This window comes from Rhodospirillaceae bacterium, assembly GCA_040219235.1.
Classification (GTDB): domain Bacteria; phylum Pseudomonadota; class Alphaproteobacteria; order Rhodospirillales; family Rhodospirillaceae; genus WLXB01.
In genome coordinates this window covers 448,950-467,391 of sequence record JAVJSV010000011.1, presented here as the reverse complement: position 1 = coordinate 467,391, position 18,442 = coordinate 448,950, and the positions used below count along the sequence as shown (strand labels likewise).

Annotated in this window: 18 protein-coding genes; 8 read left to right on the top strand and 10 right to left on the bottom strand. The window is 56.1% G+C overall.

Annotated elements, in window-relative coordinates:
• Nucleotide 1: 1 nt before the first annotated feature.
• The 3 genes from RIC29_06185 to RIC29_06175 form a co-directional block, all read right to left on the bottom strand.
• On the bottom strand, nucleotides 2-769 hold the full coding sequence (locus RIC29_06185) for a hypothetical protein (GenBank protein ID MEQ8734491.1): 768 nt from the start codon (nucleotides 767-769) through the stop codon (nucleotides 2-4).
• 17 nt (nucleotides 770-786) lie between these two features.
• Nucleotides 787-1,647 (bottom strand): DUF1838 family protein, encoded by an 861-nt coding sequence (locus RIC29_06180; protein MEQ8734490.1) that lies wholly within the window; start codon nucleotides 1,645-1,647, stop codon nucleotides 787-789.
• Nucleotides 1,648-1,805: 158 nt separating this feature from the next.
• Complete coding sequence (locus RIC29_06175) at nucleotides 1,806-3,086, bottom strand: serine hydrolase domain-containing protein (protein ID MEQ8734489.1); 1,281 nt, start codon at nucleotides 3,084-3,086, stop codon at nucleotides 1,806-1,808.
• Nucleotides 3,087-3,442: 356 nt separating this feature from the next.
• Between RIC29_06175 and RIC29_06170 the strand changes: the two genes are divergently transcribed.
• Both RIC29_06170 and RIC29_06165 read left to right on the top strand, forming a co-directional pair.
• On the top strand, nucleotides 3,443-4,039 hold the full coding sequence (locus RIC29_06170; protein MEQ8734488.1) for an NAD(P)H-dependent oxidoreductase: 597 nt from the start codon (nucleotides 3,443-3,445) through the stop codon (nucleotides 4,037-4,039).
• A gap of 144 nt (nucleotides 4,040-4,183) precedes the next feature.
• The gene (locus RIC29_06165) at nucleotides 4,184-5,428 is read left to right on the top strand and encodes a class I SAM-dependent methyltransferase (GenBank protein MEQ8734487.1); all 1,245 of its coding nucleotides are present in this window, start codon (nucleotides 4,184-4,186) and stop codon (nucleotides 5,426-5,428) included.
• A 66-nt stretch (nucleotides 5,429-5,494) separates the two neighbouring features.
• Here RIC29_06165 and RIC29_06160 read toward each other — a convergent pair whose 3' ends face one another.
• Nucleotides 5,495-7,102, bottom strand: a complete 1,608-nt coding sequence (locus tag RIC29_06160) for a tannase/feruloyl esterase family alpha/beta hydrolase (protein MEQ8734486.1) — start codon at nucleotides 7,100-7,102, stop codon at nucleotides 5,495-5,497.
• Nucleotides 7,099-7,638, bottom strand: coding sequence for a VOC family protein (locus RIC29_06155; GenBank protein ID MEQ8734485.1), 540 nt, complete (start codon nucleotides 7,636-7,638; stop codon nucleotides 7,099-7,101). The genes RIC29_06160 and RIC29_06155 overlap by 4 nt, the downstream gene beginning before the upstream one ends.
• A gap of 139 nt (nucleotides 7,639-7,777) precedes the next feature.
• On the opposite strand from RIC29_06155, the gene RIC29_06150 reads away from it, so the two are divergent.
• The gene (locus RIC29_06150; GenBank protein ID MEQ8734484.1) at nucleotides 7,778-8,299 is read left to right on the top strand and encodes a PAS domain-containing protein; all 522 of its coding nucleotides are present in this window, start codon (nucleotides 7,778-7,780) and stop codon (nucleotides 8,297-8,299) included.
• A 141-nt stretch (nucleotides 8,300-8,440) separates the two neighbouring features.
• Here the strand turns inward: RIC29_06150 and RIC29_06145 are convergent, their stop codons facing one another.
• Complete coding sequence (locus RIC29_06145) at nucleotides 8,441-10,624, bottom strand: TonB-dependent receptor (protein ID MEQ8734483.1); 2,184 nt, start codon at nucleotides 10,622-10,624, stop codon at nucleotides 8,441-8,443.
• 216 nt (nucleotides 10,625-10,840) lie between these two features.
• A complete protein-coding gene (locus RIC29_06140; GenBank protein MEQ8734482.1) occupies nucleotides 10,841-11,323 on the bottom strand; it encodes an NUDIX hydrolase in 483 nt (160 codons plus the stop codon).
• A 130-nt stretch (nucleotides 11,324-11,453) separates the two neighbouring features.
• On the opposite strand from RIC29_06140, the gene RIC29_06135 reads away from it, so the two are divergent.
• Both RIC29_06135 and RIC29_06130 read left to right on the top strand, forming a co-directional pair.
• Nucleotides 11,454-11,741, top strand: coding sequence for a Dabb family protein (locus RIC29_06135; GenBank protein ID MEQ8734481.1), 288 nt, complete (start codon nucleotides 11,454-11,456; stop codon nucleotides 11,739-11,741).
• Nucleotides 11,742-11,784: 43 nt separating this feature from the next.
• Nucleotides 11,785-12,594 (top strand): 2OG-Fe(II) oxygenase, encoded by an 810-nt coding sequence (locus RIC29_06130; GenBank protein ID MEQ8734480.1) that lies wholly within the window; start codon nucleotides 11,785-11,787, stop codon nucleotides 12,592-12,594.
• Between the two features lie 7 nt (nucleotides 12,595-12,601).
• On the opposite strand, the gene RIC29_06125 is transcribed toward RIC29_06130, so the two are convergent.
• From RIC29_06125 to RIC29_06115, 3 genes are all read right to left on the bottom strand, one after another.
• Nucleotides 12,602-13,303: a class I SAM-dependent methyltransferase gene (locus tag RIC29_06125; protein ID MEQ8734479.1), complete on the bottom strand. Its 702-nt coding sequence runs from the start codon at nucleotides 13,301-13,303 to the stop codon at nucleotides 12,602-12,604.
• 31 nt (nucleotides 13,304-13,334) lie between these two features.
• Nucleotides 13,335-14,576 (bottom strand): NAD(P)/FAD-dependent oxidoreductase, encoded by a 1,242-nt coding sequence (locus RIC29_06120; protein MEQ8734478.1) that lies wholly within the window; start codon nucleotides 14,574-14,576, stop codon nucleotides 13,335-13,337.
• A 66-nt stretch (nucleotides 14,577-14,642) separates the two neighbouring features.
• Complete coding sequence (locus RIC29_06115; protein ID MEQ8734477.1) at nucleotides 14,643-15,353, bottom strand: glutathione S-transferase N-terminal domain-containing protein; 711 nt, start codon at nucleotides 15,351-15,353, stop codon at nucleotides 14,643-14,645.
• Between the two features lie 94 nt (nucleotides 15,354-15,447).
• On the opposite strand from RIC29_06115, the gene RIC29_06110 reads away from it, so the two are divergent.
• The 3 genes from RIC29_06110 (at nucleotide 15,448) to RIC29_06100 (ending at nucleotide 18,398) form a co-directional block, all read left to right on the top strand.
• Nucleotides 15,448-16,878 carry a mechanosensitive ion channel gene (locus RIC29_06110; GenBank protein MEQ8734476.1) on the top strand — a complete coding sequence of 477 codons (1,431 nt, stop codon included), beginning with the start codon at nucleotides 15,448-15,450 and terminating at the stop codon, nucleotides 16,876-16,878.
• A 228-nt stretch (nucleotides 16,879-17,106) separates the two neighbouring features.
• The gene (locus RIC29_06105) at nucleotides 17,107-17,538 is read left to right on the top strand and encodes a peptidylprolyl isomerase (GenBank protein MEQ8734475.1); all 432 of its coding nucleotides are present in this window, start codon (nucleotides 17,107-17,109) and stop codon (nucleotides 17,536-17,538) included.
• Between the two features lie 2 nt (nucleotides 17,539-17,540).
• On the top strand, nucleotides 17,541-18,398 hold the full coding sequence (locus RIC29_06100) for a peptidylprolyl isomerase (GenBank protein MEQ8734474.1): 858 nt from the start codon (nucleotides 17,541-17,543) through the stop codon (nucleotides 18,396-18,398).
• The last annotated feature ends 44 nt before the right edge of the window (nucleotides 18,399-18,442 follow it).

Below are 18,442 nucleotides of genomic sequence, written 5' to 3'. Positions count from 1 at the left end.
TTTAATCAACGACGGCATCTTTGAGATGGGTCAGCACGTATTCTTTGTCTTCATCAGTGATGGCTTGTTTGACCAGAATGCGATGCTCGCCGGTGATCCAGATTTCGATGTTGGTCAGTAAATAGCGTTGCGTCTCAAAGGTGCCTGCAGGAACCGTGATGGTTTCATTACCTAAATATTTGAACGTCGCGGGATGCAATCGGCCACGGACCGATTCAGATCCATCCGCCGCCGGATTGAAATTATAATATGTTGCCTGGTGATTGCCGTCAGCGTCCCGTTGTCCCTGCCACAAATACCAGCCGTTCATAGCCTCACCATGGGTGACCACGGAAATCTCCTCCGGCACGTTCACTTCTTCAGCATAGGGACCCGCCGGACCTTCGGAGACCGCCCGCAGCTTTGAGCCGTCTACCCCAACCCGGATCGACCCACGGTAGCCGCCGGGTACCCAGTAGGTGGCATAAACATCTATGGGACGAAAGTTCGCATCCACATGGGCCGTCATGATTTGCAGCGCATTGGCCGCAATAAAGTCTTTGCTGAGCATCATCGTGCGGGAGCCGTCGGGATGGACAAACAAGCGCCATTCTTCAACGCCCCGGTAGCGTTTGTCGGACTTGGTTTGCAGCCGCAGCGTGCCGACAATTTCACGGGTCACATTGATATTAGGACCCGTATTCTCCTGGTGTTTTTCCTGAGCATCACCCGGCTGTGGCGCGGCGATAAGCATCCCAATTACGAGCAAAGTAGCCGTCAGAAAACGCATCATCATACTCCCATTAATTAGACGCCAGGATCGTCGAGCCACCCCGGATAGTCAGCTTCTAAGCGTCGACTTAAGCGGTCGGGCATATCGTCAGGAGAACGCACTTTGGTGCCCAGAAGTTGCCAGGTTGTCAGCCCTGGGTCTTGCCCCATCTTCATCCACGGCAACCACGGCGAGAGGTTTTGAAAGTGCAGTGTGGCGGGCATAAAAGCCATCTCTTCATTGTTCAAATCCGCCAGTTGACCGGTGAACGAGGCCAGCGAGGTCAAGGTGATCACTGGGCCGGAATAGGCCAGCGGGTCTTCCGCTTCGCTGCGCGGATTGGGCAGCTTGGTGACCATGTTTTCCGTGGTCCAGACGCGACCGCTGTGGCTCTGCGCTTCCACCGTGCCGGTAAACTGCACCGGCACGGCAGCCGCCTCGGAACCGGACACGCCATCGGGGCCGACAACGATGGTCTGGCTGGATTTGTAATGCCCCGGTTCACAGGTGCGGCCATTGAGTGGGTTCACCCAACTGTCGACGATTTCATCGCGCTCAGGGTCAATAAAGAATCCCGCTTCGGCCATGATTTGATCGAACGTGCCATCAGCGCGGCGGGCCAGACGATTGAAGCTAAAGCCTTCGATCTTTAAGACACGCTCGGCCACGTCATCGGGGCGTTTGGCGAACATGTTGCCGCGATACCACCACATCCCGGGGGTCCCATCCAGATTGCCGCGCATCCGGGCGTAAGCCTCGACCGCATCAACAGGGTCAGACAGATCGTATGTGCCAGCAGCGGCAAATGCAGCTTTTTTAAGAGCGGGTACCGCCAGGCCCGGTGCGGCTAAGCTCGCGGCCCCAAATCCCAAGAGAGCGGTGCGTCGTGTGGGCATAGAAAATCCTTCTTGGGCTTCTGGGTCTCGGTAACATTTTAAGCGGCTATGTTTACCACAGGACTTAGCGCCACTCACTCAGCAAAATGAGCGGCACGCACAATGATGCAACCACGCGCCCTAAAGCCACGCGCCCCAGAAACCGCGCGCCCTACACCCTACAAAATACCGCGGATGATGGTGTTGGGCAGGAAGGGCTCGTCGAAGCCCATGCCCTGCGGCGGCGGATAACCGTTGCGCAGAATAATCAGGTCATGCTTACGGCTGATCCAGACGCGCACCTTGCCGCCGCCATCCAGATAAAACATGTCATCGGTGGCAAAGGGTTCGGAGTGCTTATTGGCGAATTCCAGCGGATACATTGGGTCGTAGGGCCGGTCGGCTTTGAACTCGTTGTCGATCCAAATCTTGAAACCGTAGTTGGGGTTGGCCTCTGAGCCTTCCAGCATCTGGTCGACCCAGCCTTCGGGCAATAACTGTGTGCCATCGGGAAGCTTGCCATCTTCTTTCAGGAGATGAGCAATGCGCATCCAATCCGCTGGTGCAGAAAGGTAGCAACAGTACGTGATGACGTTGCCATAGACCTTATCCAAGCGCAGCGCGCCCCATTGCCCGCCCATGGGCCGCCACAGTTTCTCGCTCAGGTACGCGGCGAAGTTCTGGCCAGTGGCGCGATGAATGATCATGCCTGCCAATTGCGTGTTGGGATTATTATGCCGAAACACCGTGCCGGGCTCATCGGACAAGGGCAAAGACAAGACGACAGCATTGACGTCCTGACCCTCGACAAACTGCGTGCCGGCTGACCATGGCTGATCGGGCGCGCCAAGGTCGCTGGTCAGACCGGTGGTGTTCTCCAGGGTTTGACGCACAGTGATCTTACCGCGCGGATCGCCCTTCCATTCCTCAATGTACTTTTCGACCGGATCATCCAGGCTTTCAATATCGCCATCCGCGACAGCAAATCCCGCGACAATGCCGTGCAGCGTTTTTACCCAGGAGTGAGAGCTAATGGGCAAGGTATCATGGACGCCGTCCATGTAAGCTTCATGCACAATCTTGCCCTTATGATAGATGATAAAGGCTTGTGTCTCGCGCGCCATGGCCCACTCAGTCGCGGTCTCTAGCGCCGCGGCGGAAATCGTCGGCGCATCCTCTGCGCTGGCACGCGGGAAGTACGGCTGCGTGTTGCCCCCGGCCACCAAGATCATGGGATTGTACCAGTCCTGAGGTTGGCGGAAGGCCCCGGCATCGGGCTGGTCACGAAAGCGGCGCCAGAATTCGAAGTTCTTATTGTTCTCAGCATCATTGACCCAGTCGATTTTCTCCTGGATTTGCTCCGGCGTCATATTCGCAGGACGAGGGTCAGGCTCAGCACCGGCATGAAATGAAGCAAACGCGAACGTTGCGCTAAGACCAGCCATGAGAAATCTACGCATAAAAAACATCCCCTGAATGTATACAGTTGTTGGGCTGCATGCTGCCGGGCAGAGCGGGTCTTGGCCAGAGCAAACCGCAGCAAATGATCAACCCCTGAGTAAAAAACGACCAAGACAGAGGTCGTGGACTTATTTTTTATAGGGCTCGTTCCGACTAAACGAGCCCATGCACCCCCCTCAAAACAGAGAGAAAGTGTTTAGAAACAATGACTTGGGCGAAAATTAAACGAGCCCATGCACGAAATTTACTTTTAGAATCAAAGGCTTAGAACGCTATTGCCCACGGTTTTTATAGGGTTTCGGCCGACTTGACGGCAATCAAAGAAAAATCATGCCGCGCGCCGTAGCGTTCTGGCATGGGACAACGAATCGCCATTCTTCAAGGACACCCGGACCCCGCCGGCGGGCACCTGTGCCATGCGCTGGCGGCGGCTTATGCGGACGGGGCAAAAGCGGCGGGGCATCATGTCAAGATCATTGATGTGGCCACGCTCGAGTTTCCCCTGCTGCGGACCCAGGAGGATTATAAGACCGGCACAACGCCGGTCGGATTGGTGGAGGCCCAAGGGCAAATTCTCGATGCCGAGCATTTGGTGATTATTTATCCGTTATGGCTTGGCACACTGCCCGCCATCCTCAAAGGCTTTCTGGAACAAGTGCTGCGGCCCAGCCTCGCCGCCAGCTCACCCGGCGAGCAACCAAGCTACAGCGAATTCAGCCGGCTGATGAAAGGCACCAGTTGCCGTGTGATCATCACCATGGGCATGCCCGCTCTCGCGTACCGGTTTTTCTTTTTTGCCCACAGCTTGAAAAACCTGGAACGCAACATTCTGAAATTCGTCGGGGTCAAACCCATTCGCACCAGCCTGTTCGGCATGGTGGACACCGCCAGCGCCGAAAAGCGGCAGCTATGGTTAGCAGCGATGAAGATGTTGGGAAAACGAGCCGGTTAGTTGCCCACCACCAAACAGCTTGCCATTGATGCTTATAAACTGATAGGTTGAAATATCACATAGGTACAATAAACTCTGGATCTGCATTTTCTTGCAAACAAGGCGAGTGACTCGTCGAACATTGCAATGAAAGCACCCTGTACCTTGCCTCCATCTTTGACTGAGTCTTTTGTATCTCTGTTTCCGCCCGGCCGCCGGTTTATTCGAGCGTTCCGAGGCTTGCAATTGGCTGTTAAGCAATTGCAGAAGGAGGCCAGATCGAATCCATGCTCAAGCGATGTTGACGCCGATACTGTTGACCAAAACACAGATGTATCAGAGCTGATTACAGCGCGTGAGATTCAACGCGCCGCCGCGGCACACTTACCTTTACAAGTGGGAGAGTTGTTTGTTCGAGAAGGCAGCGTAGAAGTGGCTGGCATCATGATTGCGCCAGATGGTCTGACGCAAAACATGGCCTTCTTCATCAACGGCCAAAAATGCGATGATGTCACATACCCAATCGCTGACCAGCGCACCGAGGAGCGGTTTGCCCTTACCGGACACCACGGCGCGGCCTTTCGCGCTCGAATAACGAAGGATCTTGAAACGCTTGAGCGGGCAGACTTCTTTCGAATTGACGCATCACCGACCGGGACATACGTCCCCTCACGTTGGCGTCATGCCATTTGGTTCATGAATCCTGACAAAGAAGCTTTCCCTATGCCGCCGGTGGCTAACATACAGCGTGTTGTCGGTGACGATAGCGTGTCCCGCTTCGGCATGGGCGGTGCCACGATTTTTCATAATATCAGCAATTTTCTGCGGGAGAGTGATCGCGATTGGAAAGACTTCCCAAATATTCTCGACTGGGGGTGTGGGGCTGGTCGTCTCACGAGATATCTCATGGCCGGAACGGAGTCTGATGTCTACGGATTAGATATCGATGAAGACAATGTGAATTGGTGCAGTAAAAATTTATCTGGCGCATACTTTATTCATGCGCCCCTCAAGCCCCCAACATCATTGCCAGACGGCTTATTTAATCTTGTGGTGGGCACTTCTGTCGTCACGCACTTGACGGAAGAGATGCAGTTCGCATGGCTTCAAGAATTGCACCGGGTTACACGCCCTGGGGCTTTGCTTTTTCTGTCTGTGACCGGGCAGGCACAAATCGGACATCTTGGCCTATCAACTGCGATTTACCAGAAAGCCCAGAAAGCTGGCTTTCTTGATCTGTCTGTAGATCACGCGCTTGATGGATACATTGAGGATTCCAATTACTACCGGAGCACGTGGCATTCGAGACCGTATATTATCGAAAAATGGGGGCAGTATTTTGATGTTCTCGCCATACTAGATGGCATTGCCGCATTGCAGGACTTCGTTGTTCTCCGCCGTCGAGACTGACATTTTGCGCGATTGCAGCCTTTCTTAGGGTGCTGGCAACTGATGGATTAGCGGACAGAACGGTAGTTAGTCCTTACCTGAGTTTGCGTTGTCCGTCGCCACCCAACTCTCTGGCTTTTTCCAGTCGCCCTCGCCCGAATACACCGCTGAGGCGGGGTACGGATACACGGGGCGGGACCAGTCGTAAGCGTCATCGGCCAAAGGATATCTGATGCGCGGCAGACCATTATACGCCTGCGGCGTTTTCAAATGATAGGACGTTAAGGCATCAGGCGCGCTGCCCTGCTCAACCCACTGCTCAAGCGCCGTGAGGCTATCAAAGGCATCGGCCCCAGGGCCGCGTCGGCAATGGGCCATGCCGGGAATCATGAACAGGCGGAAGAATTCCTGGGTCGCCTCGTATCCTCCCATCGTTTTACTCGCCGTCTCATAATAATCCACCGATAAGGCGGGCGGAATCTCAAGGTCATCCCAGCCGTGATAGAGCACCAGCTTGTTGCCCGCATCGCGGAACTTGCGCAGGTCGGGGTTTTGCGCGTTGTAGAGCGTTTCCGTCAGCATCAGACGCGGCGGATCGCGATCCCAATCGAAGGTCAGGGGGTCCGATCCCGGTCCGTCTCCATCCTGCCAGAAGGCCAGATAGCGCGCGAACTGCCCGATCATGCCATTGCGATTCAGAATAGCCGGCAGGGCGCGGTCTTGCGCCACAAAGGCCGGCGACCACTCATACTCGGAGCCTTTGGACATGCCGCCGGCAAAAATGCGCTCGCCTTCTGAATTGTGCGCGCCCGCATAAATGCGTTCGACCGCGCCGACTTCCGCAGGCGTGAGGCAGTTGGTTGCGTCTGATCCCTCACATTGCAAATCAGTCGGTTTCCAGGTGCAGGTGCGCGGATCTTGCAACACGTTGTCGACCACACCATCGTTGGCATCGCAGGCGGCCATGACCGCATCGCGGATCAGCGGCAACTTATCGGGCGTGAGAATGGGCGTATTGTTTTGATCTAAGTTGGCGCGGCCCGACCACACCAGATGCAACATGCCATCGCCGATTTCATTGAGCACCGGGGCACCCGCGATGATGCCATCGAAGTCCCAGGGAAAGCGTTGCGCCTGCACCATGGCCTGGCGTCCGCCGGTAGAGCAGCCTTTGAAGTAGGAATACGCGGGCGCTTTGCCGTAATAAGCTTCGACCAGCACTTTGGCGGCCACCGCCGTGATGTGAGTGGAGCGAAAGCCAAAGTCGATCTCGCCGGGCAGGTTGTTGTAGGCCCAGGTGGCCACAAAGGGCTGACTGACATGGCCCATATTTTGATTGATGACCGCATAGTTGCGAGCCAGGGCATCGTCGGCGGCTACCATGTTGATGATGCCGCATAGGCCGCCGCAGCCTTGCATGAGAAATTTCTCGTTCCAGGTTTGCGTGGGCAGACGCAGTTCAAAATTGATCGACGGGGCAATGGTGCCCTGCACCTGACAGTATTCGGGCAAATCCGCAGCAGCGGGAATGATCGCGGTGCCCGTGATCGCGGTGGCGGCATCAGGGATGCTGGTAAAATCCTGTGCGCGCAAGGCAGCGCAGGAGTCAGAAGATTGGGCACTAGGTTGAGCAACAGCCGGTAGCGCGGTGACACCCAAGACCATCGCCAAAAAGATGCTGAAAAGCTGTCTCATTTGTTCTGACTCTCTTCCAGCGTTTCATTTTTGATTTCGGCGATGCTGACCCGCACACAATTGGGATCAAACACCGCGTAGACATCGGTGGGGCCGCGGCTTTGATCATAAGACGTGCCCGGTGTGACAGATGGAACACCTGCGGCATCTAATTTAGCGCGCAGGGTTTGCAGATCATCGGTGAGCAATAGAAGTGAAGTCGCGCCCGGCAAGGCCGGGGATTGGCATGCGGTTTGTTGTGGCAGACCCGGTGTCCAGAACAAGCCAATGGAGCCCCCCAGTTTAGGACCATAACGCAGCGCAATGACCCGGCCTTCCGTGGCCCCAGGGGCCAGCAACGAGAGCTGGCCGGAGTCTGAGGCCGCCACATCGTACTCAACCGTGAAGCCCAGAAGGTCACGATAGAAATGGAGGGAAGCCTCTGGATCGGCGGTGACAATGGTGGTGCGGCGCACCGGGGTGAGAGTCTGCGAAACCGCCAGACTGGGCAACACGGCAAGACTACAGGCTATTGCCGCGATAAATGTCCGAACCATAACCCGCTCCTCGTTGGTGCGCCTCAGCGTGGCGTATGCGCCCCAAAAAAGTCAATGCATTGGTGCAACCCGTTTCGACCTCAAAACGTTAATGCTTGGTATGAACAAAAAAATGTGTGGTTCTGCGGAGTCTAAGGATATGCGCCATCTCGATATGGATTTAGATGCGGTGACCAGCGCCAAGCCCAACGCCCGTGTTGGCGGCTTGCCCGCGCCGTTGATTGGTGTTGCCAAATATTGGAAGGCCCTGGCCACAGCGCATGCAGAGAAACGGCAAACCCCGCGGTGGGGGGAATTCAAAATGACCGCGCTGGGCGAAGCAGCCCCCTATGTGACCGTTTTGCACAAGTACGACGAGGAGAATTTTGCCTTTGAATTTTGCGGCTCTGCCGTATCCGCGCTGTTTGGCCAAGACCTGACCGGAGAGACCATGACCTTTCAGGACGGCACCCGTGCCGAAGTGAATTGGGCCGCGCGCGTTGCCCCGGTCATGACGGATGGCGGCTGTCACCTGCAGGAAGGGGTGGCCGATCCGCAGTACACTTCGCCCATTGATTTTGTCGCGTTGGACTTGCCGCTCCTGAATCCTGATAACGACGATATTGGGTACATCGTCGGGTGCACCGTCTCGGTGGTGAAACAGGATTCAAATACCGGCTAAGGAGCGGCTGTGAGCCGTCTGGTCTTCGCCTCCCGCAAAGAGCAGACACACAACCGGGCCCATCCCTTCAGGATTAACTCATGTTGAGTTGGGCTGAGGGGGATGGGCCCGGTTTTTCATGTCGGTTCTGATCAACGCCGCTTAGAAGCGGTAGTTCATCTGCACGCCATATTGTGCGCCGGGGGCCGGATAGCCCAAAGCGTTACCAATCGCTGACGTATCTGTCGCAGGGTCGGACGTCGACGTAAAGCGCACCCCGTTTTGGAAGTACTCTTTGTCGAAGATATTCTTACCGTAGACGCCAAGCTGCCAGCTGCCATCGGGGGTGGTGTAAGCAATGCGGGCATCCACCAATGTGATGTCATCCTGACCGACAGCGGCTTCGTTGAACTGAGTGAAGTACACTTGATCGCGGTAGGTGATCTGACCAAACACTTCAACCGTTCCGCCATTGCTGAGATCAACCGTGTAGTTGGCGTTGGCGTTGATAGACCATTCCGGTGCATTGATCAGGCTGTTGCCAGACAGATCCCGAATCCGGGGTGAGCCATCGGTGTTGATGCCCTGGGCCGACAAGAATGTATCGTACTCCGCATCCAACCAAGTGCCCGTGAGGTTGAACTCAAGCTCTTCGGTAACCAGGGTCTTCACTTCAAACTCGACCCCCTTGACCGTTGCTTCCGCCGCATTGGTGGTGAGCGTCAGGCCGTTGATGAAGGTCGATACCTGTAGGTCAGAGTAGTCGTAGTAAAACCCTGAGGCATTCAAACGCACACGATCGGTCAGGTCGGTCTTGGCACCAACTTCGTAGCTCCAGATGAACTCAGGATCGAAAGACGGTGTGCGGTCGAAGGCGTTAAAGCCCCCAGACTTAAACCCACGCGTTGCAGACGCATAGAACAGCATGTCGTCGTTGGGTGTAAACTCCAACACGAAACGCGGAGTCCATGCATTCCAGCTTTCACTGGCTTCACGGGGGGCGCCAAAGTTGCCAACCGGCAGGATCGAATCCAGACCGTCCAGGTCTTGTACGGCCCCAACGCTGGTGACGTCATCTTTGCTTTCGTCCGAGTAACGCACACCGGCGGTGGCCTTCAGGGTGTCAGAAATCTGATAAGACCCTTCCACATAGGCCGCGTAGGCTTCGCCTTCGTCATCATTGGGAATGATGAATGAGAGGCCCAACGGCGCACGCACCAGACCCAACGCACCGTACTTGTTTTCAGTGATGTAGTAGGCACCCGCGATCCACTGGAACGGGCCATCGTCGGTGGAGCTGAGTTGGATTTCCTGAGACAACTGATCGGTGTCGTACTGGAAGTTGGACCGGGTGACATCGATCTCGGTGCCATCGGTATTAAACAGGAAATCGCCCTTAAACTCTTTGTAGGCGCTGATGGACTTCAGTTGAATGCCATCGGTGACCTGCCAATCCAATGTGGCGGTGATGCCACCGGATTCCCAATCATAATAGGTTGGGAGGTCGTTGCGGGTTTGACCGAACTCTTGCGGCAACGCACCAAGGCTTTCGGCCAGACCGAGATTATCACGCGGCACAACGCTGCGGTTGTGGCTGGTAAAGTCGCTCCAATCGGCGACGACCGTGAACGTTACGTCATCATTGGGGTCAAATTCGACGGTGCCGCGCATGGCGAACAGGTTTTGATCGTCGATCTCATCCGCGCCACGGGGGTCAAGATCTTTGGTGAAGCCGTCATCTTCAATAAAACGCGCTGCGAGACGGGTTTTGATGGTGTCGCTGAGGGGCGCACTGACCGCGCCAGCAAATTCATACCGGCCAAAGTTGCCGACGTTGGCTTGGGCATAGCCTTCGACTTCATCAGACGGTTTGCGAGAAATCAGATTGATGGCTCCACCTGTGGCATTGCGACCATAGAGTGTGCCTTGTGGGCCGCGCAGAACTTCGACGCGCTCAACATCCAAAAACTGAGTGAGACCCATCTGGGTGCGAGCGAGGTAAACGCCATCTTGGTTGACGGCAACGCTGGGATCGACCGTGACGCCAAAGATGTTCGTGCCGATACCGCGAATGTAAAGTTGGGCTTCGCCACCCGCCCGGCTGAATTCAAGTGACGGGGTTTGAATGGCGATATCTTGGATTTCGTTGAGGTCAATCCGGTCCAACTCATCGCCGCTGATGGCGGTGATGGAAATGGGAATCTGCTGCAGATTTTGCGACCGCTTTTGCGCGGTGACGACAATTTCTTCAAGCGCCAGTTGCTGCGCCTGTGACGGTGTTGCCGCTGCGAGCGCGACCAGGGCCGTGCTGGCCAATAAATAAGATGTTCGTGTTGAACGAGTCATTGTCTCTCTCCATTTTTGTCATGAACTGTGAGGCGGACCACCCAGTTGCGCGGGACTATACGCAGAGAAGGATTAGATGCACGCTTACGTCTTTGTGTCCGTACAAATTTACGCCAGCTGTGGCATGATCGCCACAGACAGGTTGCGCAAATTGGAATACGGTTCTCTTTCGCGGATAAAAAAGAGAAGAAAGCACAACTGGTTTTCTTGCGCGTATTACGTGTTGTACGGCAGCGGGCCTGAGAATGGCTGTGACAACATAGCCCGGTGCTCTGGCGGCAAACCGCTGGCGACCACATCCGGCACCTGACCCGGCGTAACCCAACGGGCTTCAAAAATCTCAGGGCTGAGTTTTAACTCTTGCGCCGAGTCCGCGCGTCCATACACCACGGTTTCCAAATGGCGTGGTGCGACAAGCTGCGTCGGACCAACATGGTCAACCGTGGCCGTGAGACCGGTTTCTTCTTTTAACTCCCGCAGCGCTGCCGTACTGGCATCCTCGCCAACACCAACGAAGCCTGAGGGAAACCCCCACGGGTAGGATCGCCGGAACACATGGCGCAACACCAGCACCCGGCCTTGCGCGTCTTGATACACGCCGACAGCGCCATGGTTGAATTTGGCGTTGGCGAGAAACAAACCATAGCGCAACAGACCGCCCGGCAACCGGCGAAAGACTGTTGCGAAAAAAGACTTCATGCTCTCTGGTCCTTAACTGGCTTTAGACCCTACTGGAGACTTGTAAGGCCTGCGCCGCCGCCTTAGGTTAAATGACACTTCAACCTAACATGCGTAAACCAAGCACAGATACATCTCAGGGAGCCTCCTCATGCATCGCCATTGCGTTCTTTTTAATCTCAACGACGGATCCGACGAAGAAGCTGTTATTGAATCCATGAAAATCCTCGGCAGCCTGCCGACCGTTGAGGCCATGATGATCGAGCAGAATGCTCTGCCGGTGGGTGAAAAAAGCCCCTACAAATGGATTTTGATTGGCGATTTTAAGGATCAAGCCGCACGGGATGCCTATGAAAAGCACGACACCCATGTGGACGTGATTCGCAATACGTTTTTGCCCAACGTGAAAGACTTCTGCATCTCTGACATTAACGTCTGAGGCCGTAACGTCTGAGTTTGAGGATCCATAAGGCATTCGGGATATGGTGTGTATTCTTGATGGGCTATCTCAGAATGATATTGCCAACGCGCCTTTTCCGTATGTGAGCAAAGTGGGGTGCCTGCCGCCTGACGCCTATCAGCATTTGTATAACACTGCGCCGCAGATGAGATACGACGAGTCCTCCGCCAACAACACCTTAGAATTGTTGGCGATCCCGCAGGCGATGCAAGTCGTGGCACTGGATCAAGCCTGGCACGCGTTTTCTGCGACGCACCTGAGTGCTGAGTTTTATCGCCGCTTAATCGGTCTGTTCCGACCTCATATTGACCACTACTACCCAGGCCTGGAAGATAGAATTGGCTCACCCTTAGAGACCCTGCGTACGGGGTGGCGCATGAGCGGAACTGACTTTCAGGTCGGTTTGGATTGCCAGTTCGGTTTTAATACGCCGGTGCGAGAGCCATCGCGTGTTCGAGCGATTCATGCAGATAAGCCGATCAGACTGATCAGCGGACTTTTGTATATGCGTCATCCGGACGACCGCAGCAGTGGCGGTGATCTGCTGATTTATAAATTCAAAAAGACTCGCCAATACAATGATATTGAATATGTGGCGGTTGAGGATAGCGATGCTGAACATGTTACCACCGTGCCCTACGAGGCCAACCGGCTGATTCTTTTTCTCAACACACCGGACTCATTGCACGGCGTTTCTGTGCGAGGTGTAACGCCGATTGCCCGGCGCTACATTAATTTTGTCGTGGAGCTGAACGTGCCGCTGTTTGATGTGGAGCGTTGCATCGGAACGGAACACAATACAGCGATTGATCAAGTCCTGATGAAGAATTAGCGCGCTTTCAGCGAGAGCTTTTGACGGACACCCAGGCCCCGAACACCAGCTTGGAATGAAAGCGCACGACATCGTCGAAACCAACATCGTGCAGCATGTTGGTCTGTGCGGTATCGGATACGAAATGAAGCGTGTCCTGAACCGTTCCAAAAACAGTTTCCACGCGGTCTGGCATCACTTCGGCCAGATGATCCCGCCAGGCTTGCATGGCCAGCGCGTGCTCGTCTGTCTCCGGATCACCAATGGGATGGGCCATGAGGAACGGCGCGCCTGGGGCAAGACGTTGAGCCACCTCGGCAAACAGCGCGGCTTTTTCCTCCACCGGGACAAACTGCATCATCAGAATGGCGGTGGCGGCCTCAAACGGACCTTGGTCCGCGAGCGTATCCAGGGTGCCGACATGAAAGGCGACGCGATCCGTTAATCCCGCGTCTGCAATGCGCGCGCGGGCCACGTCGATCATCGGTGCGGAGGGTTCTACGGCGACAAAGGTCCAGGTGGGATCAAAGTCCGCCAGGGTCAGAATTTCGGTGCAGGTACCAGCCCCCACAATCAACAGACGCGCATGCTCGTCCAAAGCCAAACCCAATTGCGCCACAACAAGTTCATGAAGGTGGGCATAGTCGGGCACCAAGCGCGGCACAAAGGCATCGTAGCGCACAGACATCTCATCATCGAAGTGCACAGCAGGGTCAATTTTTCGGGGCATGCAAAAACCTTAACGTTTGAACGGAGCGGAATTAAACAGGCGGGAGCCGGTCGGAATAACCGGCCATGGTCATGCGATAGCGAAAATACGCGTCGGGATCGGCGGCGATGGCGCGCAGTGCCGGCACTTCCGCCTCAAGGCGCTCGGGACCAGCGGAGTCTGCATACAATCCGCTTTGGTGATTGTCTTCAAGCTGGGCGTCGGTCAGAGGTTTCACCGCCGCCTCATAGGCTTTGAGTTGCCGGGTCACCAGCGCCGCATCTGCCATGTCAGTGGGGTCGGGGAGATAGTCAAACAATTGCGCGGCGCAGCGAACGCCAAAGTTCATGCCCTGCCCTCGGGTGGGATGAATGGTGTGACAGGCATCGCCCACCAGCACGGTGGTGCCCTTGGCCCAGTCGGCGGTTTCGCGGCGCATGACCGGATAGAACCCGGCCACCTCGGTTTCCAGATCGCCCAGCACCGGGGCGCGCGCAGCCAGCAGGGCTTTGCGTTGGTCTGAGGTCGTCGTCTTCCAGCGCGCGACTTCGTCTTTGGTGATCGACAACCCGACCTTCCATTGTCCGTTCATGCGCGGGATGCGGCTGACCCCGCCGTTGCGGGACAGATAAGAATAGAGTTCATTGCGCGGGTCTTGCAATTCGCCGCGCGGGCCAAATAACACCACAAACATCTTTTCGTAATCGTAGGTTTTGGCGATGTCGAAACCACAGGCGGTGCGCACTTTCGAGGAGCGGCCATCGCAGGCGATGGTCATCTGCGGGCGGATGGTGACCGGCGTGCCACGGGGCGTACCATCGGGCGCTGTGATGTGAACCTCAGTGACGCCGCCGTGCGCGTCTGGCCCTGCTGTGATTTGTCGGGCCGCGACGGGGCGGAACAGGGTGTAGTCATAACGCGCATCATGGAGCGCCAGATCCAACGCCGTGGTGGCGATGAGATCGTGGTTGAGCACAATGTAATACGGGTGCGGCAGCGGCAGATCATCCATGCGGGAGTGCAGGACCAGATCGCCGTTGGGCAGCAACCATTTCGCACCCAGGCGCTTCTCCGCCCCGGCGGCAAAAAACGCCTCAAGAATGTTCCACTCGGCCAGGGTTTCCACCACGCGCGGGCCGAGATGATCGCCACGGGCGGTATCGAGCGGTTGGTTGGACGCTTCCAGCTGCACCACGGAATAGCCCCGCCCCCGCAGACCGGCGGCAATGGTCGCCCCGGCGATGCCCGCGCCGACAATCAGAATATGCGGTGTTAGAACTTTGGACGTACTCATAGGCGCTTCACATACACGCATCGGCGGAAATGGCCAACCACGTATGGGTCATTAAAAACTCCACCCTCACACCCCATCCCATTCTTTCGGGTGATTGCCCGCCAGCCCCTCATACAAATTCAGCATGCGGCTAAACCAGGGGACCAGCACATCATCATCGTCCAGCACTTTCACCGGTGTCATGGCGCGGGGCCAGAGCAGCGCCGCCGTGATGATGTAATCCGGATAATAGGGCGCAGACCCCGACAAAAACGGCTGGTCTTGCAGACAGGCGCGTAGTGGGCTGAGACCGCCGCGAAAGGCGTCCAGCGTGGCCTCGCGGTTTTCGACCATCTGTTCAAGGGTTTGACCAAAACGCTTTTCGCGGCTTTCGCGAAAATAGGGCTGATCGGCGGGATCAAGACGGTCATAAATGTCTTTGATGATCACATGCAGCAGCGGGAAGCTGATGGCGCGCAGGCTCCACTGCTGAAGAAACTGGCTGAAGGTGTAGCCGGAGCCGCTTCTGCCCTCCGGGCCAAACAGCGACGGTGAGTCCGGATAAGTCTCGTCCAGATAATTGGCGATGACCCAGCTGTCACACACCTCTGTGCCACCGTCCTCAATAACGGGTATGGTTTTGTGGCTGCCGTTGCCAACGTTTGAGATATCCGTGAATCGCGTGGGGACGGTTTCATAGCTCAGGCCCTTGTGGGCCAGGGCAAACTGGACGCGCCAGCAATTGGAAGAAAAGCGGCGGCCCTCGGCATCTGCCAAGTCATATAGTTTTATGGTCATATCTTACTCCGTCTAAGCTGACGTTTCTGCTAACACTGAGGGTGGAACATTGCCAGAGCGTCATCGTTCATAATGAATAGAGGAGTTTTGTGCTGTGCGTAGGGTTAATGACGGGTTGAGACAAAGCGCAGGGCGCTTCGTGAGCGCTGCTCTGGCGCTGCTTGTGGGTTTGTCCATATCGCTACTGGCAGACCAAATCTTGCTCACGGCCCCAGCACTGGCGCAAACGGCCTCCGACGAGAACGAAACCGCCATTGCGGTTGGTGATCAGAGCATCAGTGATGATTCGATCAAGGATCGGCTGAGCGCCATCTTCGCGGAAATTGACGGCACAGAAAACATTATCGTGACGGTGGACTCGGGCGTGGTCACCCTGTCTGGCGTTGTTGCTGACCCAGCTTTAGAGCAACAGGCTGTGCGTTTGGCCAATCGTGTGCAAGGAACCGTGACCCTGCGCAATAAGCTTGAGGTGGCCGACGATGTTGGCCAACGCCTGACCCCCGCCGTTGAGCGGCTCAAAACCAGGATCTACGATACAATTGCGTTGCTGCCGTTGTTGGGCGTCGGCCTGATTGTGTTTTTGGTGGTGGTCACCATCGGCGTGCTGGTCGCACGGATGGACCGGCTGTGGGCCAGGCTGACGCCCAACGCTTTTGTCGCCGATCTTGTGAAACAACTGATTACCCTGGTCTTTATCGCCGCAGGCCTGGTGCTGGCCCTGGACCTGATTGGCGCAACCACATTGCTGGGCACGTTGTTGGGGGCCGCCGGGATTATTGGTCTGGCGGTGGGTTTCGCCGTGCGCGATACCATCGAGAACTACATCGCCAGTATTATGCTGAGCGTGCGCCAACCGTTCCGGCCCAACGAACTCATTAAAATCGGTCCGCACACGGGGCATGTGGCGCGGCTGAGCTCCCGCGCGACCATTTTAATTACGCCCGAGGGCAACCACGTTCGTATTCCAAACGCTGTGGTGTTTAAGGCTGAAATCATCAACTATACGCGCAACCCAGAACGGCGCTTCGAGTTTATATTGGGCGTCAACGCCGACGCGGATTTAAAGGCCGCCTTGAGCACGGGCCTCACGGTACTGACGGACATTTCAGAAATTCTGAAGGATCCGGAACCTGATGGTTGGATTGAGTCCGTGGGGGATTCAAATGTGATCCTGTGGTTTGGGGCATGGGTAAATCAAGACACCCAGCATTTCGCACGGACCCGAAGCAAAGCCATCCGGTTAGTGAAAGAAGCCCTGGAAGCCGGTGGCTTTGAATTACCGGAACCCATTTACCGCGTTCGTTTAACGGAAGTTCCAGAGGGGGGCGGCCTCGCATTCGGCAGCACGCCCACTTCACCCGATGCGCAAAAGTCCGAACCCGTGCAGGACTCAAAAGCCGAAGTGGTGACGCCAACCGTTGATCCGGAAGCGGCGCTGGCAGACAACCCCATTATTGACGCCGTTGAAGCGGATCGCGCGGCTGGCGGCGAAGACCTGCTGAAAAACAACGCCCCCGAAGAATAAGGCACGCCTTGCCTTGGATCAGCACTGATCAGCAGTGATCAGCGGCGATCAGCACCAATTTATCCGTCTCCTGGGCTTCTCCTGGGCTTCTCCTGGGCTTCTCCCGCGCTTCCCTTGTACTCTCCCTCATGCCCCCTTATGCTGCCGCCGTTTTTCAAGCAAACCGTGCTGGCGTTTACTTTTGTTGGTTCGGCTTACAGACCCACCGCACGACACGAGAGGCACGGCATGACAACGGCAAAAACAGGCGACAGCGTTACCTTCCATTACACCGGCACCCTTTCGGATGGCACCGAGTTTGACTCCTCCATTGGTGGCGACCCCATGGGCGCCAACCTGGGCGAAGGTCAATTGATTCCCGGCTTTGAGTCGGCGTTGGTCGGCATGGCCGCTGGCGACAGCAAAACCGTGACCCTGCCCGCCGATGAAGCTTACGGCGAACGCAACGCAGACCTGGTGCAGACCTTGGACCGGGAGATGTTTCCGGAGAACGGTGCCCACGTTGATGTGGGACAGACGTACGAAATGATGACACAGTCTGGCCAACCCATGCCCGTGACTGTGACAGCGGTTGAGGACGCCGAAGTAACCATTGATGCCAACCACCCTTTGGCCGGCCAAGACCTGACCTTTGATCTCGAACTTGTAGGAATTGAATAGATATGCGCGTTCGCACCTTTGCTAAAACGGCGGCTTTCGCCCTCAGTCTCTGCATGACTGCAGGGGCGCACGCACCATTTTCTAATGTTGCGCTCGCGCAATCGCCTGAAACAGTTGTGGCTGAACTGAACGGCACGCCCATCACCTTTGCCGACATTGTCGCCTTTCAGCAGGGCATTCCAAATGCGGCTGAGATGGATACGGCCTCGATCCTGCCGCGCCTGATTGAATTTTATATTGATCAAAAACTGATGATGGCTGCGGCCAAGGGTCGTGGGCTGGAAAAAGACCCGCAAGTGCAAGAGCAATTGCAACGCCTTGAAGACGAACTGGTGCGTCAGGCGTACTTGCGCGATGAAATTTCAGACCGGGTGAACGACGCGCGCATTCGCGAAGCCTATGACAAGACCATGGAAACCTATGTGCAAGACGAAGAAGTTCGAGCCCGTCACATTCTGGTTGAAACCCAGGAAGAAGGCGAAGCCATTCTGCGCGATCTGTCAGACGGCGCAACCTTCGAAGACCTGGCCCGTGAACGCTCGACAGGTCCTTCTGGCCCCAATGGTGGCGATCTCGGCTATTTCACCCGGGGCATGATGGTGCCGCCGTTTTCTGAAGCGGCTTACGCCCTACAACCCGGCGAAGTCAGTTCAGCCCCGGTAAAAACTGATTTTGGCTGGCACGTCATTAAAGTGGAAGACCGCCGCATGAAACCACCACCGTCTTTTGAAGAGATGCGGGTAGAAATACGCAACGCATTATCGGACGAAGCCGTAGATGCCATCCTGACGGAACTACGTGGACGCGCCACGATTTCAATTGCACCCATCGCGGAAGCACCGGTCGCACCCGCTCAATAAAAATTTACGTGTGGCAATAAGGGGCCGCGACAATAAGGGGGCGG